22 protein-coding genes are annotated in these 24,400 nt (G+C 61.7%); 18 read left to right on the top strand and 4 right to left on the bottom strand.

The genetic code is table 11. From position 1 onward, the window contains the following. Positions 1-927, bottom strand: a complete 927-nt coding sequence (locus AC3ISG_RS16015) for a LysR family transcriptional regulator (RefSeq protein WP_489297420.1) — start codon at positions 925-927, stop codon at positions 1-3. Positions 928-1,231: 304 nt separating this feature from the next. Between AC3ISG_RS16015 and AC3ISG_RS16010 the strand changes: the two genes are divergently transcribed. The 5 genes from AC3ISG_RS16010 (at position 1,232) to AC3ISG_RS15990 (ending at position 6,660) form a co-directional block, all read left to right on the top strand. After that, positions 1,232-1,960 carry a DUF969 domain-containing protein gene (locus tag AC3ISG_RS16010; RefSeq protein ID WP_489297419.1) on the top strand — a complete coding sequence of 243 codons (729 nt, stop codon included), beginning with the start codon at positions 1,232-1,234 and terminating at the stop codon, positions 1,958-1,960. Continuing rightward, on the top strand, positions 1,957-2,907 hold the full coding sequence (locus AC3ISG_RS16005; protein WP_489297418.1) for a DUF979 domain-containing protein: 951 nt from the start codon (positions 1,957-1,959) through the stop codon (positions 2,905-2,907). Before AC3ISG_RS16010 ends, AC3ISG_RS16005 begins: the two co-directional genes overlap by 4 nt. Positions 2,908-3,257: 350 nt before the next feature. Beyond that, the gene (gene rbsK / locus AC3ISG_RS16000; RefSeq protein WP_122537913.1) at positions 3,258-4,178 is read left to right on the top strand and encodes a ribokinase; all 921 of its coding nucleotides are present in this window, start codon (positions 3,258-3,260) and stop codon (positions 4,176-4,178) included. A 68-nt stretch (positions 4,179-4,246) separates the two neighbouring features. After that, complete coding sequence (gene fucP, locus AC3ISG_RS15995) at positions 4,247-5,578, top strand: L-fucose:H+ symporter permease (protein WP_489297417.1); 1,332 nt, start codon at positions 4,247-4,249, stop codon at positions 5,576-5,578. Then, entirely contained in the window at positions 5,575-6,660 is a 1,086-nt protein-coding gene (locus AC3ISG_RS15990) for an aldose 1-epimerase family protein (protein ID WP_489297416.1), read from the top strand. The genes fucP and AC3ISG_RS15990 overlap by 4 nt, the downstream gene beginning before the upstream one ends. A 215-nt stretch (positions 6,661-6,875) precedes the next feature. Here the strand turns inward: AC3ISG_RS15990 and deoR are convergent, their stop codons facing one another. Next, on the bottom strand, positions 6,876-7,646 hold the full coding sequence (gene deoR, locus AC3ISG_RS15985) for a DNA-binding transcriptional repressor DeoR (RefSeq protein ID WP_489297415.1): 771 nt from the start codon (positions 7,644-7,646) through the stop codon (positions 6,876-6,878). 130 nt (positions 7,647-7,776) lie between these two features. Here deoR and deoC point away from each other — a divergent pair, with 130 nt between their 5' ends. The 4 genes from deoC (at position 7,777) to AC3ISG_RS15965 (ending at position 11,339) form a co-directional block, all read left to right on the top strand. Continuing rightward, positions 7,777-8,457, top strand: a complete 681-nt coding sequence (gene deoC / locus AC3ISG_RS15980) for a deoxyribose-phosphate aldolase (protein ID WP_122537919.1) — start codon at positions 7,777-7,779, stop codon at positions 8,455-8,457. 143 nt (positions 8,458-8,600) lie between these two features. Then, complete coding sequence (locus AC3ISG_RS15975; protein ID WP_241072729.1) at positions 8,601-9,554, top strand: alpha/beta hydrolase; 954 nt, start codon at positions 8,601-8,603, stop codon at positions 9,552-9,554. 66 nt (positions 9,555-9,620) lie between these two features. Then, positions 9,621-10,460, top strand: a complete 840-nt coding sequence (locus tag AC3ISG_RS15970) for an AraC family transcriptional regulator (RefSeq protein WP_489297414.1) — start codon at positions 9,621-9,623, stop codon at positions 10,458-10,460. 498 nt (positions 10,461-10,958) lie between these two features. Next, complete coding sequence (locus tag AC3ISG_RS15965; protein WP_489297413.1) at positions 10,959-11,339, top strand: cupin domain-containing protein; 381 nt, start codon at positions 10,959-10,961, stop codon at positions 11,337-11,339. Here AC3ISG_RS15965 and AC3ISG_RS15960 read toward each other — a convergent pair whose 3' ends face one another. Further along, positions 11,340-12,248 carry a LysR family transcriptional regulator gene (locus AC3ISG_RS15960; RefSeq protein WP_122537925.1) on the bottom strand — a complete coding sequence of 303 codons (909 nt, stop codon included), beginning with the start codon at positions 12,246-12,248 and terminating at the stop codon, positions 11,340-11,342. It lies immediately after the preceding gene. A 129-nt stretch (positions 12,249-12,377) separates the two neighbouring features. Here AC3ISG_RS15960 and AC3ISG_RS15955 point away from each other — a divergent pair, with 129 nt between their 5' ends. The 8 genes from AC3ISG_RS15955 (at position 12,378) to dctM (ending at position 21,430) form a co-directional block, all read left to right on the top strand. Further along, a complete protein-coding gene (locus tag AC3ISG_RS15955) occupies positions 12,378-13,217 on the top strand; it encodes an HTD2 family dehydratase (RefSeq protein WP_489297412.1) in 840 nt (279 codons plus the stop codon). 63 nt (positions 13,218-13,280) lie between these two features. Continuing rightward, complete coding sequence (locus tag AC3ISG_RS15950) at positions 13,281-14,444, top strand: acyl-CoA dehydrogenase family protein (RefSeq protein ID WP_122623702.1); 1,164 nt, start codon at positions 13,281-13,283, stop codon at positions 14,442-14,444. Positions 14,445-14,454: 10 nt separating this feature from the next. Beyond that, on the top strand, positions 14,455-15,804 hold the full coding sequence (locus AC3ISG_RS15945) for an MmgE/PrpD family protein (RefSeq protein WP_489297411.1): 1,350 nt from the start codon (positions 14,455-14,457) through the stop codon (positions 15,802-15,804). A 226-nt stretch (positions 15,805-16,030) separates the two neighbouring features. Next, a complete protein-coding gene (locus tag AC3ISG_RS15940) occupies positions 16,031-17,230 on the top strand; it encodes a CaiB/BaiF CoA transferase family protein (protein ID WP_489297410.1) in 1,200 nt (399 codons plus the stop codon). 166 nt (positions 17,231-17,396) lie between these two features. Further along, positions 17,397-18,221, top strand: coding sequence for an HpcH/HpaI aldolase/citrate lyase family protein (locus AC3ISG_RS15935; RefSeq protein ID WP_122623462.1), 825 nt, complete (start codon positions 17,397-17,399; stop codon positions 18,219-18,221). A 175-nt stretch (positions 18,222-18,396) separates the two neighbouring features. Then, positions 18,397-19,395, top strand: a complete 999-nt coding sequence (locus tag AC3ISG_RS15930; RefSeq protein ID WP_489297409.1) for a TRAP transporter substrate-binding protein — start codon at positions 18,397-18,399, stop codon at positions 19,393-19,395. Between the two features lie 119 nt (positions 19,396-19,514). Continuing rightward, positions 19,515-20,147, top strand: coding sequence for a TRAP transporter small permease (locus AC3ISG_RS15925; RefSeq protein ID WP_122623464.1), 633 nt, complete (start codon positions 19,515-19,517; stop codon positions 20,145-20,147). Beyond that, positions 20,147-21,430 (top strand): C4-dicarboxylate TRAP transporter large permease protein DctM, encoded by a 1,284-nt coding sequence (gene dctM / locus AC3ISG_RS15920; protein ID WP_172611597.1) that lies wholly within the window; start codon positions 20,147-20,149, stop codon positions 21,428-21,430. Before AC3ISG_RS15925 ends, dctM begins: the two co-directional genes overlap by 1 nt. Positions 21,431-22,468: 1,038 nt before the next feature. Here dctM and AC3ISG_RS15915 read toward each other — a convergent pair. Further along, positions 22,469-23,401, bottom strand: a complete 933-nt coding sequence (locus tag AC3ISG_RS15915; protein ID WP_122537940.1) for a hypothetical protein — start codon at positions 23,399-23,401, stop codon at positions 22,469-22,471. A 342-nt stretch (positions 23,402-23,743) separates the two neighbouring features. Here AC3ISG_RS15915 and AC3ISG_RS15910 point away from each other — a divergent pair, with 342 nt between their 5' ends. Further along, complete coding sequence (locus AC3ISG_RS15910) at positions 23,744-24,220, top strand: GNAT family N-acetyltransferase (RefSeq protein ID WP_122537942.1); 477 nt, start codon at positions 23,744-23,746, stop codon at positions 24,218-24,220. The last annotated feature ends 180 nt before the right edge of the window (positions 24,221-24,400 follow it).

Here is a 24,400-nt window from a genome sequence, read left to right as displayed (position 1 = left end):
TCACGCCGGTCCGCCCTCCAAAACAAACCCCTCCGGCATTTCCTGAGCGAAGGCGTTCACCACCTCGCGGGTCAGGCCGACGATGTCTTCCACCAGCTCCATGCCCGCGCCGGTGCGCCAACTGGCGACGATGTCCATCAGCGGCGGCAGCGGCACGTTCTCGATCAGCGTCAGCACGCCCTGGGCCAGTTCACCATGCACCAGCGTCACCGGCAGCGCGCCGATGCCGAAGCCATCGCGCACCAGGCGGGTAATGGCCGAGGCGGAGTTCACGCAGTTGATCCGTGGCGTGACGATGTTGGCGGTGTGCAGCATGTTGAGGATGTCCTGGTGCGGCCGCGAGTTGCGCGAGAACGTGACGATGCGCGCCTCGGCGATCTCCTCCAGGGTCACGTCCGGGCGGTCGAACGCCGAGCCGGTCGGCACCACCCAGCGCAGGGGGTAGCGCGCCAGCACCGCGTTGCGCACGCTGTCGAAGCGCAGCACGTCGGTCTGGAAAATGATGTCCTGATAACCCTTTTCCAGTTGCGAGCAGAGGTTGCTGGCGGTCTCGGCGGTGAGCTCGATTTCCAGGTTCGGGTAACACTTCATCAGGCGTGTTACCAAGGGGCTGAGCCAGGTGTGTATCACCGTATCCATTGCGCCGATGCGGATGCGGCCGCGCACTTGGCTCGGGTCCTTGATCGCCGCCTTCATGCTCTGCATCGTGTCCATGATGTGCTCGGCGTATTCCAGCACACGCACGCCCTCGGGCGTCAACGACACCCCCCTGGCATCCCGGACGAACAGGCGCACGCCCATTTCGTCCTCCAGCGCGGCAATGCGGCTGGAGATGGAGGCCTGGGTGCTGAACAGTTTTTCCGCCGTCAGGCGAAAGCTTTTCAGTCGCGCGACCCAGACGAAGGTTTCCAGAAACTTGAGATTCACCGTGAGATTTCCTTGAGCAATTGAGCGCCCCTGCAGGCACAGGATGAGGTGCGGACGGCACACCCGGGCGGCACGACCTGTGCAAATACAGCACTGGAACAGCAGGTTACATGCCACTCCGGCAACAGAAAATCTTATGGCCCATAGCGGGTTTTTCCCGTTGGACGCCCCGGTGCGACTGCGGTGCCATGGGGCAACGGCGCAGTCACTTCGTTAAGCAGAGGCGCCGCGACCGCTCGTTTCTCGACCCTGTTCCTTATTCGTGCCCCAGCAAGGTACCGCCACTGCCAACGAGAACCCCAACATGCAAACCGCTATCAACCTCTGGCCGCTGCTTGGCGTGCTGGTCATCGTTCTGGGCTTCGTCCTGCGTTTCAACCCGATGCTGGTCGTGGCGCTCGCCGCCCTGGCCACCGGCCTTGCTGCCAGCATGCCGCTAGAAACCATCCTGGCGACCATCGGTACCGGCTTTATCAAGACGCGCACGCTGCCGCTGATCATCCTTCTGCCGCTGGCGGTGATCGGTTTGCTGGAACGCCACGGCCTGCGTCTGCACGCGCAGAACTGGATCGCCCGGTTCACCGGCGCCACGGCTGGACGCCTTTTGATCGCGTACCTCTTCGTGCGGGAAACCACTGCAGCGCTGGGGCTGACCAGCCTCGGCGGCCACCCGCAAATGGTGCGGCCGTTGCTCGCGCCCATGGCCGAGGGCGCTGCTGAATCCCGCTTCGGCAAGTTGCCCGAGGCGTTGCGCATCAAGCTGCTGGCGTTGTGCGCGGCGACCGACAACGTCGGGCTGTTCTTCGGTGAAGACATCTTCGTCGCGTTCGGTGCGATTGCGCTGATGCACACCTTCCTGCTTGGCTCTGGCATTGATGTCGACCCGATGCACATCGCCTTCTGGGGGATTCCGACAGCGATCTGCGCGTTCGTCATTCACGCTATCCGCCTGCACCGTTTCGATCAGCGCCTGAACCGTGAGCTCAAGGTGCTGCCGCCGGCCTCCGCTGTGGACAGAGAGCTGGCGCAATGATCATTTCCATTCAATACCTGTACTGGCTGGCGGGCGTGATTCTGGCGATCACGGCGTTCATGACCGCGACCGATCGGACCAACCCCAAGCGCTGGACCACGGGGTTGTTCTGGGGCCTGTTCGCCATCGCGTTCCTCGTCGGCGAGAAGCTGCCACCGGTGTGGGTGGGAGTCGGCGTGGTCGTCATGGCGGTGATCGCAGGCTTCGGCGGCGTGGGTTTCGGTCAGCATGAGAACCTCAACGACCGGGCGCGGCGGGAGAGTGCAGGGCGCTTGAAGAACAAGCTGTTCATTCCGGCGCTGGCGATTCCGCTGGTCACCGTGATTGGCGCGGTGCTGCTGAAGAACATCAAGTTCGGCGACGTCTTTTTGCTGGACCCGGCCAACAGCACGTTCGTGTCGCTGGGCATTGGCAGTCTGGTGGCGCTGGGACTGGCCTGCTGGCTGACCCGCGACACGCCGGTGCAGGCCATGCGCGAATCGCGGCGCTTGACCGAAGCGCTGGGTTGGGCGCTGGTGTTGCCGCAAATGCTGGCAATGCTCGGCCTGGTGTTCAACGACGCGGGCGTCGGCAAGGCCGTGGCGCACCTGGCGACGGCGTACATCAACCTGGATTTCCGCCTCGTCGCGGTGATGGTGTATGTACTCGGCATGGCGCTGTTCACCATCGTCATGGGCAACGGTTTCGCGGCGTTTCCGGTGATGACCGGCGGCATTGGCGTGCCGGTGCTGGTGGGCATGTACGGCGCCAATCCGGCGGTGATGGCTGCCATCGGCATGTTCTCGGGCTACTGCGGCACGCTGATGACGCCGATGGCGGCCAACTACAACCTGATACCCGCGGCGTTGCTGGAACTGCCCGACAAATACGCCGTGATCAAAGCGCAGATTCCCACGGCGGTGGCGATGCTGGTGGCAAATATTCTGTTGCTGTATTTCCTGATGTAGTGATTTTCTGATCCCGTTGCAGTGCCCGGCCCGCAGGCTCCTGCGGGCAGCTTTTTGCGGGCAAACCCCTCCCTCAGTTCGTTCAACTGCGCAAAGTTCGATGATGTTTCATCTCCATCGCAAACGTTTGCGCGAATCCATGGTCTGTACGACCAGTGGCTGCAAACCCTCTGCTGCAGGGCTTCCAGCCCGCTTCCCATAACCATCGTGTGCGCCCCTTAACAGGCCGCATGTCTTCCCGGGAAGAAATAGGTTGAATAGTCACACAAAATGTTATTTAAATAACAAAAATAAAACCGCGACGGTGGCTCATTCTTCGGGCCCAGCGCGTGAACAAGGTAATTACACACATGAACAAGATCGCGGTCATCGGCAGCAATATGGTGGATTTGATCACCTACATCGACCGGATGCCGGCGCAGGGTGAAACCCTCGAAGCACCGAATTTCGCCATGGGCTGCGGCGGCAAGGGGGCCAATCAGGCGGTTGCGGCGGCCAAGCTGGGCGCTGACGTGTTGATGCTGAGCAAGGTCGGCGACGACATGTTTGCCGACAACACCCTGGCCAATTTCAAGCGTTATGGCATCGACACCCAGTTCGTCCAGCGCGTTCCCGGCGTCTCCAGCGGCGTGGCGCCGATCTTCGTGCAAAGCGATTCCCACAACAGCATCCTGATCGTCAAAGGCGCCAACGCGCACCTGAAACCTGCGGACATCGACGCTGCCCAGGCCGCGTTGCGCGACTGCACGCTCATCGTGCTGCAACTGGAAATCGAGCTGGAAACCGTTTACTACGCCATCGAGTTCGCCAAGGCCAACGGCATTCCGGTGCTGCTCAATCCCGCACCGGCGGTGAAGGGCTTGAGCCGCGAGCACTTGTCGCAGCTGGACTTCTTCATCCCGAACGAGACCGAACTGGCGCTGGTGACCGGCCTGGTTATCGACTCGGTGGATTCGGCCCGCGCGGCCGCCCTGCAACTGGTGCAGGACGGGATTCGCCACGTCATCGTCACCCTGGGTGAAAAGGGCGCGCTGTATGTCGGCGAAGAGGGTGAGTTTCGCGTTGAAGGCATCAAGGTCGATGCTCGCGACACCACCGGCGCCGGCGACGCCTTTATCGGTTGCTTCGCTCGCCACTGGAGCGAAGACGGCGACATGCGCAACGCCATGACCCGCGCCGTGGCCTATTCGGCTTGCTCGGTCACCGGCCTTGGCACCCAGAGTTCCTACCCGGACGCTGCCGCGTTCAGCCACTTTCTCGACACCCTTTGAGCCGCCACGTCTTGCCGATCGCCTGATCGGCGGGGCGGGGTATTCCCTGTACTTCCCGGAGAACAACAATGACAAAACCCGCGCTCCAACAATCACCGGACGGGTTCTACCTGAACCGCACGCCGTGGTTCGCCTTCCTGCTGCTGTGCTGCTGCTTCGCGCTGTGGGCGGCGGCCGCGAGCATGAACGACGTGCTCATCGCGCACTTCAAGAAGGCCTTCCTGCTCAGCGATGTGCAGACCTCCTTCGTGCAGTCGGCGTTCTACCTCGGTTATTTCTTCGTGGCGATTCCGGCGGCGATGGTCGTCAGACGTTTCAGCTACAAGACCACCATCCTCATCGGTCTGGTGCTGTACATGGCGGGCTGCTCGCTGTTCTTCCCCGCAGCGTCGATGGCCAAATACGGCATGTTCCTGATGGCGCTGTTCGTCATCGCGGCCGGCCTGGCCTTCCTCGAAACCGCCTGCAACACCTACTCGACGCTGATGGGGCCGCGTGAAACCGGCACCCGTCGCCTGAACATCTCTCAGACCTTCCACCCGTTCGGCGCGATGACCGGCGTGTACGTCGGCAGCTTCGTGATGTTCAAGGACACCGACGCCACCCGCGAGCAGTTGACGCAGATGAGCGCGTCGGACGCGGCGGTCCAGCAATTGCAGATGATTCAGTCCACGCTGCTGCCGTACAAATGGATGATCGCGGTGCTGGTGCTGATGTTCGTGCTGATTGCCTTCACCAAGTTTCCGGCGTGCAAGGGCGTCGTCAAGGCTAACGTCAAATCCAGCAGCATCGGCCAGAGCCTGTCGCGTCTGTGGCGCAACCCGCGCTTCACGTTCGGCGTGCTGGCGCAGTTTCTGTATGTCGGCGCGCAAGTGGGCGTGTGGAGTTTCACCATTCGCCTGGCGATGCAGATGGGCGGGATGAACGAACGCAGCGCCTCATGGTTCCTGCTGACCACCTTCGCCGCGTACTTCGTCGGCAAGATGGTCGCCAACCTGTTGATGCGCAAGATGTCCCCGGCCAAGGTGCTGGCAATCTACGGCGTACTGGCCATCGTGCTGCTGGCCTACACGATTCTGGTGCCGAACATCAGCGCGGTCTATGCGGCGGTGGGTGTGAGTATTTTCCTCGGTCCGTGCTGGCCGACCATCTATGGCCTGACCATCGACGGCCTGGGCGAAGACACCGGTGTCGGCGGTTCGCTGCTGGTGATGAGCATTGTCGGCGGCGGTGTGATGCCGATCTTCCAGGGCCTGCTCTCCGACGCCACCGGCGGCAACATGCAGATTGCCTACACCGTTCCGCTGCTGTGCTTCGTGGCGATCGTCGCCTACGCCATCAAGTGCATGCGTGATCCGCTGCCGGCTCAGGCTCCGGCGGGTGCGGTGACCGCATCATGAAGACGGCCGACAAGCGCACCACGATTTCGCTGCACCCGGAGCTGTTCAGTGGCGATGAAAAGACACTGGTGGAATCCGCCGACTTCCGCGTGCTGGCCTGGACCTACCCCAGCGGCGTGAAAGCCCTGGCGCTGGAAAATGATCGCGGCCGGGTTGTGGTGCTGCCGTATCAGGGGCAGATGATCTGGTCGGCGGTGTTCGATGGCTGCGACCTGACCATGCGCAACATGTTCGAACAACCACGCCCGAGCCCGACGGTGATCGGCACTTACGGTTGCTTCATGTTCCACAGCGGCCTTTTGCGCAACGGCTGCCCGACGCCGGAAGACGATCACCCGTTACACGGCGAAATGCCCTGCGCGCCGATGGACAGCGCCTGGCTGGAAATCGGCGAGGACGCGGGCGGCGCGTTTCTGCGCATCGGCGGCGACTATGAATACGTGATGGGCTTTGGCGACCACTACCGCGCCAGGCCCAGCGTGACCTTGCGTCCGGGTTCGGCGCTGTTCGACATCGGCATGGACGTGCGCAACCTGGCCGGCAGGCCGATGGAGCTGATGTACATGGCGCACATGAATTACGCCTACGTCGACGGCGCACGTTTCGTCGAGCCATTGGGCATGGCGCGTACGCGGGTTCGCAGCAGCGTGCCGGCCCATGTCAAGCCGACGCCGGCGTGGTCGGCGTACATGACCGAACTAACGGAAGACCCTTCGCGGCTGGACAGCCTGAGCACGCCTGAACTGTACGACCCGGAGATCGTCTGCTTCTTCGACGGCGTGCACGCGGACGCCCAGGGCAACGCGCATTTCCTGCTCAAGCACCCGGAGGGTCCGGCGTTTTATACGCGTTACCAACCGGCGCAGTTCGACCATGCGGCGCGGTGGATTCTGCACAACGCTGATCAGCAGGTGGCCGCGTTTGTGTTGCCCGCGACCTGTGAGCCCGAGGGTTATCTGGCGGAGAAGGCCAAAGGCAATGTGCGCCAGTTGGGCGCGGGGGAAACTGCGTCGTTCAGCGTGACGACGGGGTATCTGGGGGCTGAGGAAGTGCGGCAGCTGGAAAGCGATCTGAAACGCTGAAGGACTCTTCGCGAGCAAGGTGGAGCGCCACCCCGGTCGCTCACCACGGTGACCGGTTTCCGTCAACAGATGTCCGGTGACTTCTGATTCGCTGAGAGTGAGCTTGCTTACTCTCACAGTGATCAGTTTCCATCCTCGGACCTTGAAACCCCATCGTACTTGTGGGAGCGAGCTTGCTCGCGAATTCGTTATTCCAGGCGATGCAAATGGGCTGATCAAACCACCCACTTAGCCCCATAGCCCTCAATCAAATCCCGATAGGCTTTGGGCAGCTTCTTGTCGCTCACCACCACATGAAAGTCCTGCAACGTCGCGAAATGCGCCGTGCGCACGGCATCGAACTTGGAGTGATCGGCCAGCAACATGCAGTGCCGGGCCTGGCGCAGGACCTTTTGCTTGACCTCCACTTCGTTGAAGTTGAAGCAGGTCACGCCCAACTCGTCGCTGACCCCGGCCGCTGACACGAACGCCCAGGTCAGGCGGATGCCATCGAGAATGGTCGCCTCGCTGTGGTGCTCGAACACCTGATTCTTGCGATGAAAGGTGCCACCGCACAGCACGATGGAACAGTTGGGCTTCTGCTGCAGCTTGAGCAAGACGTTGAGGGAGTTGCACACGGCGGTGAATTCCAGCTCTTCCGGAATGAAGTCGATGACGAAAGGGATCGTCGTGCCGCAGTCGAAAAACACCGTATCGCCGGGTTGAATGAACGCGGCGGCGAGCTTGCCCACCCGGCGCTTCTCCTCGACGTGGCGGGTGCCTTGCTCGGTGACTTTGTAATCGCTGGCCTCGGACGGATCAAACGCCAGGGTGATATGCCCGCCCAGCAGGTGGAATTTGTCGGGGTGCCGGGTCAGGTCGCGACGCAAGGTCATCTCCGAAACGTCCAGCAGGGCGGCCATTTCCTTCAGGTGAATGGCCTTCTGATCTTGCAGGGCTTGCTGGATCAGCTTGATACGGTCGGATTTTTTACTGTCCACGGGCATTCCGATTGTCGAATGGATATGGTAAAAAAATAACATTAATTGTTATATTTACAACATAAAATGATGCGCTCAGGCATGAAGCTTAAAGCGTGTCGACGGTTACCGCCTCACTATCAGGAAACGATTGGCCATGAAGATCGAACCCGCAGCACTCGCCCAGTACATCGACCACACCTTGCTGGCCGCCGACGCCAGCCGCGAGCAGATCGCAACCCTGTGCCGCGAGGCGCAGGCGCACGGATTCTATTCGGTGTGCGTGAACTCTGGCCAGGTGCCCTATGCCGCTTCGTTGCTGGAAGGTGCGGCCGTCAAGGTCTGCGCTGTAGTCGGCTTTCCGCTGGGCGCCGGGCTGAGCGACACCAAGGCTTTCGAAGCGAAGCAGGCCATTGCCGCCGGCGCAGGCGAGATCGACATGGTCCTCAACATCGGCTGGCTGAAAGACGGCCTGTTCGACGAAGTACGCGACGACATCGCTGCCGTCAAAGACGCCTGTGGTGCAGTGCCGCTGAAGGTCATCTTCGAAACCTGCCTGTTGGACGACGCGCAGAAAACCCGCGCCGCCGAGATCTGCCGTGACCTCAACGTGGCCTTCGTCAAGACCTCCACCGGCTTCAGCCGTAGCGGCGCAACCGTGGAAGACGTGGCCTTGATGCGCAAGGTCGTGGGGCAGGGCGTAGGCGTGAAAGCGTCCGGTGGCGTGCGCGATTACGCCACCGCGGTGGCGATGATCGAAGCGGGGGCGACGCGATTGGGCACCAGTTCCGGGATCGCGATTGTCAGTGGTGCGGCGGCCTCGGGCTCGGGTTACTGATTCTGCGGGGCGGGGTGTGGTGCTGACCCTTGCAGGGTGCTGACCCTCGCAGGGCCCGGGCCTTTCGACAGAAGGAATGCCCCACACCGCCAATGAGTGGCAAACTGCCGGTGCACTTACTTCTGCACCGGACACCTTTCTCAATGCGAACATTCTCCCTGGCGCGGCTCAAGGCCCGCTGGTTTTTCTGGCTGTGCATGCTGCTGATCGTCGTCGGTCTGCCGGTCGGTTGCGCGGCGTTGCAGCACAAGGAACGTGAACTGGTCTTCATGATCGAGCCCGGCACGGCGAGCTGGTACCGTGGCCTGCCGTCCGATGTGCAAGAGCTTGAGCTCAAAGGGCCAACCTTCGGCCTCGGGCAGAACATTCATGCCTGGTGGTGGCCTTCGGAGAAGAAGGACGCCCCCGCCATCCTTTACCTGCATGGCTCGCGCTGGAACCTCACCGGCCAGCTGTTCCGCATCGAACAACTGCGCGCCCTGGGGTTTTCCATCCTCGCCATCGATTACCGCGGCTTCGGCCAGAGCAAGGGCCAGTTGCCTTCGGAAGCGTCGGTCTATGAAGACGCGCGCATTGCCTGGGAGCGCTTGAAGCAGATCCAGCCGGACCCGCAAAAGCGCCTGATCTACGGGCATTCGCTGGGTGGGGCCGTGGCCGTCGACCTCGCCGCCGAACTGGGCCGGGACGCGCAGAAAGGTGACGAGCCCATCCAGGCGCGGGGCCTGATCATCGAATCGACCTTCACCAACCTCGCCGACGTCGCGTCCTCGGTCGCCAGCAAACGCACCTCGTTGCCGGTGCGCTGGCTGGTCTCGCAGAAATTCGACTCCATCGACAAGATCGCCGACGTGCACATGCCGGTGCTGATCGTGCATGGCACGGCGGATCAGTTTGTCGCGCCGCGTTTCAGTGAAGCGTTATTCGACGCGGCACAGGAGCCAAAGAACCTGCTGATGGTGCCGGGCGGTAACCACAACAACAGCATGAATCTCGGGCGCCAGGCTTACAGTCAGGCGATCCAGAACCTGCTCAGCGAGAAACCGCCGGCGGTGCATGCGTCCAACGCATCGGCAGCGTTGCTCAAGCAGCCCGGTTAGCCCTTTTTATGAACGCGGCCGGTGTCCTCTCAAAGCACCTGCCGTCCACCGCCGCGAGCCCTGCCGATGGACACACACGCAGACGAAGACACTCACCTGACCCACTCCGCACGGGACTGGGTGCTGCGTGCCGCGCCATTGCCGCAGATCGAGCGCATCGAGGCGTACTTTCACGGGCACGGTTTCGAGATGCACCGCCACGACACCTACGCCATCGGTCACACGATGTCAGGGGTGCAAAGCTTTCAGTACGGCAAGGAGCAGGTAAACAACCTGCCGGGGCAAACGATGGTGCTGCATCCCGACGAAGCCCATGACGGCCACGCCGGGACCGAAGACGGCTTTCGCTACCGGATGTTCTACCTGGAACCGGCGATGATTCAGCAGGTGCTCGGCGGCAAGCCGCTGCCGTTTATCAAGGGCGGGGCGTCGAATGACCCGCGCCTGTTCAGGTCGACGCAGGCGCTGCTTTCAGACCTGAACACCGCGCTAGATCCTCTGGAACTGGACGACGCGATCTACGACCTCGCCATCGCTCTGCAAGCGGCCGCTGGAGTGCGCAATGGCCGCCAGAGCGTCAACTACGCCGGCGCGCAACGTGCGCGGGAAATGCTCATGGCCAGTCTGGAGCAGGGCGTCAGCCTCACCGATCTGGAACAGGCCAGCGACACCGATCGCTGGCGCCTGTCGCGGGATTTCCGCGTGCTGTTCGGCACCACGCCTTACCGCTACCTGACCTTGCGCCGGCTTGACCTGGTGCGTCATTCGATAGCGTTAGGCGTCACGCTCAGCGACGCGTCGGTGATGGCTGGATTTTCGGACCAGAGCCACATGACGCGGCATTTCGTGAAGACCTTCGGCTACCCGCCGGGGCGGTGGTTGAAGATGTTGGCGGTGCGCGGATGAGGGAATTAAACACACCTTGTGGGACCGGCTTCGGCCGGGAAGGCGTCAGGCGTCACACCGCAAAATGGATGGTGTACACACCGGCCTCTTCCCGGCTAAAGCCGGTCCCACTATGAGTGCGCGGTGTTTCAGTGGGACCGGCTTTAGCCGGGAAAGCGTCAGGCGTCACGCTGCAAAATGGATGGCGTACACACCGGCCTCTTCCCGGCTGAAGCCGGTCCTACTATGAGTGCGCGGTGTTTCAGTGGGACCGGCTTCAGCCGGGAAAGCGTCAGGCGTCACGCCGCAAAATGGATGGCGTACACACAGGCCTCTTCCCGGCTGAAGCCGGTCCTACTATTTGGACGCGGTCATCCTGTAGGACTGGCTTTAGCCGGGAAAGCGTCAGTCGCAGCACCGCAAAACCGGATGCACCCACCACCCTGCAACAACGTACAAGACCCCACCCACCCCGCGCCTTAGATTGGCTCCACATCAAACCTTGTCGGAGCCGCCCACATGTCTACTCCCGATACTCAATACACCCCCGTCAACTTCGCCCAGAAATACAGCCTGTTCACCGAGCAGTGGCAGCCCAAAGTCATCGCGCAGATGAACGACTACCAGTTCAAGCTGGCGCGGCTGGAAGGGGAGTTTCTCTGGCACAGCCACGCCGACACCGACGAAACCTTCATCGTGCTCGAGGGCTGTCTGCGCATCGATTTTCGCGACGGGTTCGTCGAGCTCAAGGCGGGCGAGTTGTACGTAGTCCCTAAGGGCGTCGAGCACAAACCCAACGCCGAGAAGGAAGTGAAATTGATGTTGATCGAGCCCAGCGGCGTCATCAACACGGGCAGCGACACCAACGAGCGCACCGCGCAGAACGCCGTCTGGATCTGACTACGCCTCAGGCTTTGCGGCGTCAGGCTCCGGCAACAACACCGCAATCAACGCCCTGACCACCCCCGGCAGGGCGTCCAGCTCGCGGACCAGAATGCTCCGTTCGCGCACCGCCCAGGGCTCGTCGAGCTCGATGGTCACCAGCTCCATCGTCCGACTGTGCCGCAACGCCGCCGACTCCGGGATCACCCCGATGCCTACTCCGGCTTCGACCATCCGGCAGATGGCTTCGAAGCTCGACACCTGAATCCGCAGTGACAGGCTCTGCCCCATCCGCTCAACGTGATCACGCAAAAAACTCAGCAGGGTGCTGCCTTCGTGCAGGCCGATGTGCTGGAACGCCAGGGTCTGCTTGAACGTGACTTTTTTCTCGGTCGCCAGCTCATGGCCCACGGGCACGATCAGCACCAGGCGGTCGGTGCTGAAGTGGATGACCTGCAACCCCGCGGCTTCCACCGGGCCGGCGATGATGCCCATGTCGGTGCTGCCGTCGAGCACGCCGCGCACGATGTCCCGGGACAGGCGCTCTTGCAGGTCCACGGTGACGCCGGGCCGTTTCGCCAAAAAGCCGGCCAGCACTTCAGGCAGAAACTCGGTGACGGCGGTGGTGTTGGCGAAGATGCGGATGTGCCCGGCCGAATCGGTGCCGTAGCGGGTGAACTCACTTTTCAGGTAATCCACCTGGCTCATGATCAGCCGCGCGTGTTTGAGCAGGCGCTGGCCGGCGGGGGTCAGTTCGACGCCACGGCTGTCGCGGTACAACAGGCGTGTGCCCAACTGGCCTTCCAGTGCCTTGATCCGCGCGCTGGCGGCGGCAGGGGAGAGAAACGCCCGGCGCGCCCCTTGGGTCAGGCTGGGTGATTCACCGATATGAATGAAGAGACGCAAGTCAGCCAGGTCGAAATGCATGGGGGGTGTCCGGACACTGCAGGAGGCGTTCAGCATACCCGAACGCCGCTATACGCAAATGCAAATTCACAGAATGCCGGCGCACTTCCATGATCGGGCCATAACAACAAACCCAGAGGGTTTACGCCCATGAGCGCTGCAGCGTCACCCGTGGATTTTACGGCCTGGATTGGCCGCACCGAAGAAGCCCAGGATCATCTGAGCGTCAACCTGATCAAGCGCATCGCGGCGACCTTTGGCGAGCCCACGCCCGCTGTCGGCGACCCGCTACCGCCGCTGTGGCAGTGGTGTTTTTTCCAGGAGCCGGTGTTCGAGGTGCAGCTCGGCGGCGACGGCCATCCGGCCCGTGGCGGCTTCCTGCCGCCGGCGGACAATCGCAATCGCATGTGGGCCGGTGGCCGAGTCGAGTTCATCCAGCCGCTGAAAGTCGGCGCTGACGCCCATCGCCTGTCGACCATTCTGCACATCGAAGAAAAACACGGCCGCACCGGCTCGCTGTTGTTCGTGACGGTGCGCCACGATTACTCGCAACACGGCGAATTGTGCGTGCGTGAAGAGCAGGACATCGTCTACCGCGAACCCAACCCGCCGAAACTCAACAGTGGCGACGCGCCGGAGCAGGGCGAGTGGAGCGAGGTGATTGAGCCGACGCCGACGCTGCTGTTTCGCTACTCCGCCGTGACCTTCAACGGCCACCGCATTCACTACGACTACCCCTACGTCAGCGGCACCGAAGGCTATTCCGGCTTGGTGGTGCACGGGCCGATGATCGCCACCTTCAACCTGCGCGCGTTCATTCGCGCCCATCCCGACAAGCGTGTGCGGCATTTCGCCTATCGCGGCGTGCGCCCGTTGAACGTGCCTGCGGCGTTCCGCGTCGGCGGACGAATCGTCGAGCCGGGCAAGGCGCAGCTGTGGGCCGGTAATGACGCCGGCGTCGCCCAGAGTGCCGAAGTCGTTTTTGACTGAATCTTTCTTCTTTACAGCCCGGCGCGCCGATCCCATGGCCGCCGGTCGATGCGAGTGGACACCATGAATCCCTACGAAAACGAAGACCTCAATGCCATCCGTGACGGCGTGCGCGCGCTGTGTGCCCAGTTTCCGGCTGAATACTGGCGCAAGATCGACGAAGAGAAGGGCTTTCCGGAAACCTTCGTCAAGGCGCTGACCGATGAAGGCTGGCTCTCGGCGATGATCCCGGAAGAATACGGTGGCTCCGGGCTGGGCCTGGCGGAAGCCTCGGTGATCCTTGAAGAAGTGAACGCCTGCGGCGGCAATTCCGGCACCGTGCACGGCCAGATGTACAACATGTTCACGCTCTTGCGTCACGGCAGCGACGCCCAGAAAAGCTACTACCTGCCCAAGCTCGCCAGCGGCGAACTGCGTCTGCAATCCATGGGCGTGACCGAGCCCAGCACCGGCACCGACACCACCAAGATCAAGACCACGGCGGTGAAGCAGGGCGACAAGTACGTGATCAACGGCCAGAAGGTCTGGATCTCCCGCGTCCAGCATTCCGACTTGATGATCCTGCTGGCGCGCACCACGCCGCTGGCCGAAGTGACGAAAAAGTCCGAAGGCATGTCGATCTTCATCGTCGACCTGCGTGATGCCATCGGCAACGGCCTGACCGTTCAGCCCATTGCCAACATGGTCAACCACGAGACCAACGAGCTGTTCTTCGACAACCTCGAACTGCCTGCCGACAGCTTGATCGGCGAGGAAGGCAAAGGCTTCCGCTACATCCTCGACGGGCTGAATGCCGAACGCACGCTGATCGCCGCCGAGTGCATCGGCGACGGCCGCTGGTTTATCGAAAAGTCCGCCGCCTACGCCCGTGATCGCGTGGTGTTTGGCCGCCCGATCGGGCAGAACCAGGGCGTGCAGTTCCCCATCGCCGAAGCGCACATCGAAATCGAAGCCGCGGACCTGATGCGCTGGCGTGCCTGCGAGGAATACGACAGCGGCAAGAACGCCGGTGCCAGCGCCAACATGGCCAAGTACCTCGCAGCGAAAGCGTCATGGGAAGCGGCCAATGCCTGCCTGCAAACCCATGGCGGCTTTGGCTTTGCCTGCGAGTACGACGTGGAGCGCAAATTCCGCGAGACCCGTCTGTATCAGGTCGCGCCGATCTCCACCAACCTGATTCTTTCCTACGTCGCCGAGCACCTGCTCGACCTGCCGCGCAGCTTCTGAGGACGCCGACATGAGCCACACCCAGGCATTGGCGGATTTCCTCGCCGAGCTGACCTACGAGCAAATTCCCGGCGTCGTGCTGGACCGTACCGAAGACCTGTTCCTCGACTGGATCGGCTCGGCGCTGGCCAGCCAGGGCGCCCGGCCGATTCCGTTGTTCGAGCGCTATGCCGAACGCATGGGCCCGCGAGAGGGCAAGGCGAAGATTCTGGTCAGCGGTCGCGGCGCCTCGGCGTACTTCGCCGCGCTGGTCAACGGCGCGTCTTCGCACCTGGTCGAGCAGGACGATCTGCACAACAGCTCGGTGCTGCACCCGGCGACCGTGGTGTTTTCGGCCGTGCTGGCGGCGGCCCAGGACCTCGGCAAAACCGGCCAGGATTTACTGCTGGCGTCGGTTGCCGGTTACGAGGCGGGCATCCGCATCGGCGAATTCATGGGCCGCTCGCACTACCGCATCTTCCACACCACCGCGACGGTCGGCACCCTCGCGGCGGCGGTGGGCGTCGGCAAGCTGCTGAATTTCGACAAAGAGCAGTTCATCAACCTGCTGGGCACGGCAGGTACCCAGGCCGCCGGGCTGTGGGAGTTTTTGCGTGACGCGGCCGATTCCAAACAGCTGCACACCGCCAAGGCCGCCGCCGATGGCCTGCTGGCGGCGTACCTCACCGAAGACGGGCTGACCGGCGCGCGGAATATTCTCGAAGGCGATCAGGGCATGGCGGCGGGGATGTCCAGCGACAGCGATCCTGCGAAACTGTCCGATCGCCTCGGCAGCCGCTGGGCGCTGGTCGAGACCTCGTTCAAGTTTCACGCCTCATGCCGCCACACCCATCCGGCGGCCGATGCCTTGCTGCATCTGATGCAGCGAGAGGGCCTGCGCCACGTGCAGATCGCCAAGGTTGTGACCCGGGTTCATCAGGGCGCCATCGATGTGCTCGGCCGGGTCGATGTGCCACAGACCGTGCACCAGGCCAAGTTTTCCATGGGCGCGGTGCTCGGGTTGATCGCGGTCCATGGCAGCGCGCAATTGATCGAATTTCGCGACCTGGCCCTGACCGATGCCGACGTCGCCGCCTTCCGCGAAAAGGTCACGATGGAGCTGGACCCGGAGGTTGACGGCGCTTATCCAGCGCGCTGGCTGGGTCGGGTGATCGTGACCACCACCGATGGCCGCACCCTTAGCGCCGGCATTGATGAGCCGAAAGGCGATCCGGGCAACACCCTGTCGCGGCCTGAGCTGGAGGACAAGGTTCAGCGCCTGCTGGCGTTCTCCGGCGCACGCACGGTGGAGCAGGGCACGGCGTTGATTCAGCGGGTCTGGCAGCTGCGCGATGCGCAGGATTTGGACGACCTGATCTAACAGCAAACAGGGTTAGCTGTGGGAATGCGGTCTCTGTGGGAGTGAGCTTGCTCACGAATGCAGTGGATCAGCAGCAGTGGTGCGCCGGACGTACCGGCGTCTTCGTGAGCAAGCTCACTCCCACAGTGTATTTGGCGTCTGCTCATTGCGCGGCACATACCGCGCTTGATGAGAGCCACCGTTCCCGCGAGTGAGTTGCCCGCCATGGGCTATGAGGTTTACGAACATGACTCAACAAAACCCGCGTCCTCTGGACGGCATCACCGTCGTCAGCCTTGAGCACGCCATCGCGGCGCCGTTCTGCACCCGGCAACTGGCGGATCTCGGCGCCCGGGTGATCAAGATCGAGCGGCCCGGCGTCGGCGATTTCGCCCGTGGCTACGACCAGCGCGTCGACGGCCTGGCCTCGCATTTCGTCTGGACCAATCGCTCCAAGGAAAGCCTGACCCTGGACCTCAAGCAGGACCAGGCCGGGGACATTCTTGAATCGCTGCTCGGCAAGGCCGACGTGCTGGTGCAGAACCTGGCGCCCGGCGCCGCGGCCCGCATGGGCTTGTCGTTCGAAGCCCTGCACGAACGCTTCCCGCGCCTGATCGTCTGTGACATTTCCGGCTACGGCGAAGGCGGGCCCTACGAGAAGAAGAAGGCCTACGACCTGTTGATCCAGAGCGAGGGCGGCTTTTTGTCGGTCACCGGTGGGCCCGGCGACAACGAGATGGCCAAGGCCGGTTGTTCCATCGCCGACATCGCTGCCGGCATGTACGCCTACACCGGGATTCTGTCGGCACTGATGCTGCGGGACAAAACCGGGGAGGGCAGCCGCATCGACGTCAGCATGCTGGAAAGCCTGGTGGAGTGGATGGGGTATCCGATGTATTACGCCTACCATGGCGCGCCGCCACCGCCGCGGGCCGGTGCGTCCCACTCGACGATTTATCCCTACGGGCCGTTTCCCACCGGCGGGGGCGGCACGATCATGCTGGGCCTGCAGAACGAGCGGGAATGGGCGCTGTTCTGCGAGAAGGTCCTGCTTGATCCGGCGCTGGCCACTGACGAGCGCTTTTCAGCGAATTTCAAGCGTTCGGAGAACCGTGAAGTGCTGCGGCAGATCATCGTCGACGGCTTCGCCTCGTTGAGCGTCGATGAGGTGGTTGCCCGTTTGGAAGACGCGCAGATCGCCAACGCCCGGGTCAACGACATGCAAGGCGTCTGGGACCATCCGCAGCTCAAGGCGCGTGATCGATGGCGCGAAGTCGACAGCCCGTCCGGCCCGCTGCCATCGCTGCTGCCGCCGGGCCACAACACCGCGTTCACGCCGCGCATGGACGGCGTGCCGGGCCTGGGTCAGCACACCGGCAGCATTCTCGGCGAGCTAGGGTTTTCGACTGAAGACCAGGCGCGGATGACAGCGGGCGGAGTGGTCTGAACCTCTACATTGCCGCGCGGGCCTATCGTCAGCGCTTGCAACAGTAGGCGCGCGCTTTGCCGCGAAATGGCCGCAACATCCGCCACATCTTCAGCGGATGGAGGGCAGTCATTGCGAGCAAGCGCCCACAGCGTCGGGATGACACCTTTTTTCAGGAGCTTCAACCATGCCACAAACCATCATCCGCTCCGCATTGTTCGTCCCTGGCAGTCGCCCCGATCGTTTTGCCAAGGCGCTGGCGGCGGGCGCTGACGCGGTGATCGTCGATTTCGAGGACGCCGTTGAAGAGCCCCTCAAGCGCCAGGCGCGGGACAATCTTGCGGCCTTCTTGAACGACAACACACAAGCTTCAGTGTGGGTGCGGGTCAATGCGCCTACCCATGCTGAGCATGCGGACGACCTGGCGTTTTGCGAGCAATACGCTGGCGTCGCCGGCGTGCTGCTGCCGAAAGTCGAAAGCGCTGCTCACGTCGCTGCCGTCTGGCAGACAGGCAAGCCGGTCCTGCCGATCATCGAAAGCGCCAAAGGCCTGCTGGCCCTGGAGCAGATCGCCCGTTCTCCGGGGGTTGAGCGTTTGTCGTTTGGCGGGCTCGACCTGGCGCTGGACCTGAACCTCAACAGCGGCACCCACGCCGCGCAGACGTTCCTCGATCAGGCGCGGATGTCGGTGCAATTGCATTCGAGGGGCGCCGACCTGTTGCCACCGCTGGACGGCGTTCACCCTGCCATCGGCGACCCACAAGGCCTGCACCGCGCCATTCGCCACGCCTATGACATGGGTTACGGCGGCGCGCTGTGCATCCATCCGGCGCAAGTGCCGGTGATCCACGCCGCTTTAGCCCCCAGCATCGATGACCTGAACTGGGCGCGAAAGGTGATCAATGCCAGCGCAGCGGCCAAGGGGGCAGGGGCGTTTCAGCTGGAAGGGCAGATGGTCGACGCGCCGGTGCTCCTGCGTGCTCAGCGGCTGCTGGCGTTGGCGACGGTGTGAACCGCGTTGATTCGAGGTTTAACGCATCAGGGCGTTCAGCTACCCCGAACGCCGGCTTACACAAATGCTGATTCTCTAAACACCGGGGCATCGTCATCGTGGGGTTGCACTATGCTCATGCACTCCACCTGCTCCTTCAAACATAAGCTCCTACAAAAATAAAAAGGTGATATCGATGTTGAAGCTGACCAAAGCGCTTTTCTGCGCGGCCGCGGTGTCTGTGGCCAGCCTTGCACAGGCCGCTGACCCGATCACGATCAAGTTCGCCCACGTGGTGGCGGAAAACACGCCGAAGGGGCAGGGTGCGTTGCTGTTCCAGAAGATGGTCGCCGCCGATCCGGCCTTGAAGGACAAGGTCAAAGTCGAGGTCTACCCGAACTCCTCGCTGTTCGGCGATGGCAAGGAAATGGAAGCCCTGCTGCTCGGCGACGTACAGATGCTGGCGCCGTCCCTGGCGAAATTCGAGCAGTACACCAAGAAAGTGCAAATCTTCGACCTGCCGTTCCTGTTCAACGATCTCGCTGCCGTGGACCGCTTCCAGCAGGGGCCCCAAGGCAAGGCGTTGCTGACCTCGATGGACGACAAGGGCATTCACGGTCTGGCCTATTGGCACAACGGCCTCAAGCAATTGTCCTCCAACAAAAAGCTGGTTGAGCCAAAGGATGCCCGCGGCCTGAAATTCCGCGTGCAGGCGTCCAGTGTGCTGGAAGCCCAATTCGTCGCCCTGCGCGCCAACCCGCGCAAGATGAGCTTCGCCGAGGTCTATCAAGGCCTGCAGACCGGCACCGTCAACGGCACCGAAAACACTTGGTCGAACTACGAAAGCCAGAAGGTCAACGAGGTGCAGCCGTTCTTCACCGAGTCCAACCATGGCCTGATCGATTACATGGTCATCACCAACTCCAAGTTCTGGAACGGCCTGCCGGCGGACGTGCGTGACGAACTGCAGAAGATCATGGATCAGGTCACCGTCGAGGTGAACAAGCAGGCCGAAGCGCTGAACCAGACGGCCAAGCAGAAAATCATCGACTCCAAAACCAGTGAAATCGTGACGCTCACCCCTGAGCAGCGCGCGAAATGGCGTGAAGTCATGAAGCCGGTCTGGGACAAGTTCTCCGAGGAAATCGGTGCCGACCTGATCAAGGCCGCCGACGATTCGAACAAGGCACCTTGAGCCCTTCAGTCGCTTCTCGCTACAGACCGTGACTGACCGGCGGCCACCCGTTTCGTGGGTGGCCGCCTTCACGGCCGCCTCTACACCCGGCTAGGTTCGGCTTCGTTCGGAGAATGCTTATGCACCCGCTGACGCGACTCTGGGAGCATCTGGAGGAGGGCATCATTGCTTTTCTGCTGGCTGCCATGACCCTCGTGACTTTCGTCTACGTGGCGTTGAACAACATCTACACCCTGTTTTATTCCCTCAGCGATCAATGGGCCGTCAGCAGCGACTTCTTCGCGGGCATCGGAGACCACCTGATGGGCTACGCCCAAGGCATGACCTGGAGCGTGGCGCTGACCAAAGCCCTGTTTGGCTGGCTGATCTTTTTCGGGATTTCCTACGGTGTGCGCACGGCGGGCCACTTGGGGGTCGACGCGCTGGTCAAGAAAACCAGCAAGCCGGTCCAGCGGATTCTGGCGATGCTGGCCTGCGCCTGCTGTCTGGCCTACGCCGGTCTGTTCCTCGTCGCCAGTTACAAGTGGGTGTCAGCGCTGTTCGTGGCGGGCATCGGCGCCGAGGACCTCGACCGGTTCGGTATCGAGGTCGCGTACATCGCGATCATCGTGCCGATCGGCTTTGGCCTGGTGATCGCGCGCTACCTGGAAATCCTCTACCGCATTTGGACGCACCGGCAGACCGGGTTGGGTCTGGCCGACGAAGCGGCTGAAGCGAGCAAACTCGCCAACCCTGCCGAGGAGCAGCACTGATGACTGTTATCTGCCTGTTCCTGCTGCTCTTCGTTTTCATGTTCCTGGGCGTGCCCATCGCCATTTCACTGGGCTTGTCCGGCGCCGTTTCGATCCTGCTGTTCAGCCCTGACTCGTTGAGTTCCCTGGCGATCAAACTGTTTGAAACCTCCGACAGCTACACCTTCCTGGCAATCCCGTTCTTTCTCCTGTCCGGCGCCTTCATGACCACCGGCGGGGTGGCTCAGCGGCTGATCGACTTCGCCAACGCCTGCGTCGGCCACATTCGCGGCGGCCTGGCGATTGCGGCGGTGCTGGCGTGCATGCTGTTCGCGGCGCTGTCCGGTTCATCGCCCGCCACCGTTGCAGCCGTGGGTTCCATCGCCGTCGCCGGCATGGTGCGCTCCGGTTATCCGAAAGAATTCGGCGCCGGGATCATCTGCAACGCCGGTACGCTGGGGATTCTGATTCCGCCATCCATTGTGATGGTGGTGTACGCCGCCGCGACGGAAACATCTGTCGGCAAGCTGTTCATCGCGGGTGTGATTCCCGGCATCCTGCTGGGTCTGGCGCTGATGGTGGTGATCTACATCGTCGCGCGGGTCAAGAAACTTCCAGCCCAGCCACGGGTGACTTTCCGCCAGTGGCTGCACACCGCGCAACGGGCGTTCTGGGGCTTGATGCTGCTGGTGATTATCCTCGGCGGGATCTACAGCGGGATGTTCACCCCGACCGAAGCGGCGGCGGTGGCGGCGGTCTACTCGGCGTTCATCGCGCTGTTCGTCTATAAGGACATGAGTTTCAAGGATTGCCCGAAAGTGCTGCTGGAATCCGGCCGGCTGTCGATCATGCTGATGTTCATCATCGCCAACGCCATGCTGTTCGCTCACGTTCTCACCACAGAGCAGATTCCGCAGCAGATCACCGCGTGGGTCATCTCCGAAGGGCTGACTCCGATCGGCTTCCTGATCATGGTGAACATCGTGCTGTTGGTCGCGGGCAGCTTCATGGAGCCGTCGGCAATCATTCTGATCCTGGCGCCGATCTTTTTCCCGATCGCGATGAAGCTAGGCATCGACCCGATTCACCTGGGTATTGTCATGGTGGTCAATATGGAGATCGGGTTGGTCCACCCGCCGGTGGGGCTCAATCTGTTCGTGACGTCTGCGGTGACAGGTCTGACGTTGGGCGAGACTATTCGTGCCGCGCTGCCGTGGTTGTCGATCCTGCTGGTGTTCTTGTTGCTGGTGACTTACGTGCCGTACATTTCGCTGGCGCTGCCGAACTGGTTGGGGATGCCATGATCGATGGCGTGGCTTAGATCAAGATCTTTAAGATCAAGCTCACAAGCGTCTGCCTAGGGGCAGACGTTTCGCCTTCGGCGACTTACTTTTGAAAAGCACCAAAAGTAAGCAAAGGTGCCTGCTCTCGGCTTGGCCCGACTTCGTCGGGTTCCCTCACTCCGACGACGCTCCGTGGGCCGGCGCCGAACGGACATCCATGTCCTGACGGCGCTCTCGCGGCATCCATGCCGCCCGGCCCACTCCGCGTCATTTGCGTTCGGCCTGCACCCAAGTCGCGACTGGCGGTGTTTGAGCCTCTTGTGGATGAAGATCAAAAGCAGCCCAAGGGCGGATTGCGGGCTAAGGACACTGGGGGACTTGTGGGAGCGAGCTTGCTCGCGAAGGCATTGGTACATCCGCCGAATATTTGGTGTTTGAAATGCAGCATTCGCGAGCAAGCTCGCTCCCACAGGAAGGGGTGCATTTAGCAAGATTGTGGGCGCCTGAGCTGGCCTCTTCCCGGCTAAAGCCGGTCCCACTAAAGGCAACCTTTGCAGTCAGCGCGATTGGCTCTTGTAGGACCGGCTTCAGCCGGGAAGCTCTTGATCTGCTTAAACGCGCTTTTGATCTTCATACACAGAAAGCCCAGTCACCGCCAATCGCGACTTGGGTGCAGGCTGAACGCAGGTATCGCGGAGTGGGTCGAGCCGCATGGATGCGGCGAGAGCGCCGTCAGGGCATGGATGCCCGTTCGGCGCGGGCCCACGGAGCGAGGCCGGAGTGAAGGAACCCTGACGAAGGAAGGGCCAAACCGGGAGCAGGCACTTTTGCTTACTTTTGGTGCTTTTCAAAAGTAAGTCGCCGAAGGCGAAACCATCTGCCCCCAGGCAGATGCTCTACTAACTTTGGGCCAGACGAAAAAAATCCGCGCTGTCTCTGGGAGAACAGCGCGGATCTTTAATCACTCAATCAATGCACAAACAGCGCAATCAGAATGATGATCGGGATTGGGATGCCGAGGAACCACAGAAGTAGTGAACGCATGATGACTCTCCTTAATCAGCGAATGCTGGAAGTAGTGGAATAAGCACGGGTTTCGACATACGTCACTGCATCGCGACGACGGCCACCCCAGATAGCGGCAAGGCTTGCCACAAACGCACCGCACAGCAGCGAAACGAACGTCCACAGCGCAGCGGTCGCAGCGGCCTTGGCGGCAGCATCAGCAGCTTGTTGGGCTTTCAGCTTGGCGTCGGCCACAGCTTGTTTGGCCTGACCATAAACCTGATCAACGCGCGCTTGGGCATCAGCCTGACTCAAGTTGGTACGCTGAGCGACCAGCTGTGCCAGGTAGGTGCGATCTTCCGGAGCCAGCTGACCGTCGTTGGCCATTGTCTTGGTGAAGATACGCACCACAACACCGTGGGCCGCATCATCGCTAACAGCAGCAGGGCGGTCATCGCGGAACAGCGAATCGATGTAGTAACCGTATTGGTCACTGCTGGTATTGCCGGCTGCAGAACCAGCGGCAGTGGCGGCAGTACCCGCAACGCCCGCTACCGCAGTGGCGCCGGCTTTCACGCCGCTTCCGACGACGCCGCTGACAGAGCCCACAACCAGCACGGCAGCTACCAGCGTCGCGACAGCCCAGGACAGGAAGCCGTGCGCGGTGTCACGGAAATAAACTTCGTCGCCGTGCATGTTGGCCCATTTGACGCGCAGTCGGCCTGCGAGATAACCGCCAAGACCGGATGCCACGATTTGCGTCAGTGCGAGCCAGACGACCGTCGAGATACCGATTGTCTTCGCGCTGGCGCCTTCGTTGGCCCAGGGCGACATCGCCGAAAAACCAAGGCCCGAGCCCAGCAAAATCAGGATCAGGGACAAGGCAGCGGCGCCGGCAGCGCCAGCAAAGATGGCACCCCAGGACACGCCCGAGACTGAGGAGGATTCTTCTACAGCGGCAGGATAAGAATCAGGTGAGACGTTCATTTTGCTGCTCCGTGCGAATGATGTTGTGCTTCTCCCCATTACGGTGCACTGCCTGTGCCAAACGCCAAGCCATATAAAAATGTAATAAAATCAAAGGGATGCAGAATTCGATCACGAACGTGGTCGTGCAAAATGCATGAGTCACTAAAAGGGCGGAGGCGTTCTGCCCGGTGAGAGCATTTCCATGACTGTCAGGGGTTTGCGACAATGTTCTGCGACGGATTCAGGCCATTTGTAACATTTCGGCACATTCAGGCCTGGATGGTGTCTTATACCGTCAGCTCCACGGGATGACGGTTATAGTCCGCCCACGCCCCCTGTTTCTTCGAGAGGTAACTCACCATGTTTATCCATCGCCCCCTGGAAGAAAAAGACATCCCTTTTATCTGCGACATGCCCCAAAGCATCGACGAGCTCTTCTATATGTTCCCCAAGGCGGTGTTTCCGCTGACCCCGGAGCAGTTGACCGAATCCATTGAGCAGCGCTCGGACAACACGGTCATCGAACTGGACGGCCAGGTCGTGGGCTTCGCCAACTTCTCCCGCTACGATTTCAGAGGCCGTTGCTCCATGGGCAACGTCATCATTGATCCGCGCTTTCGCTCCAAAGGCGTTGGCCGCTACATGATCGGCTGCATGATGGAACTGGCCTTTGGCAAACACGAAGCGGCGGAGTTGACCGCTTCCTGCTTCAACCATAACGTCCCCGGATTGCTCTTCTATCCCAAGCTCGGCTTCAAACCCTTCGCTATCGAAGAGCGTCAGGACAAGAAAGGCGCGCGCGTTGCCCTCATTCATCTCAAGTTGCCACGCAGCTAATCCCAGGGATCGGTAAATGACGTCGCTCGTCGGACCTTTGACCCTGTCCGACGGATGGCCAAGACGATGTAGCGCCTATTAGTCCGGTGATTGCGCCCGTTAAAGTGTGAACGGGTCGAGTTCTACCAGAGTGAATCGATTTACCTCCGCATCACGGCAGCTCAGGATCTGAAATGAGCG

The organism is Pseudomonas sp. GL_135 (assembly GCF_057834665.1).
This window is presented reverse-complemented; position numbering and strand designations above follow the sequence as displayed.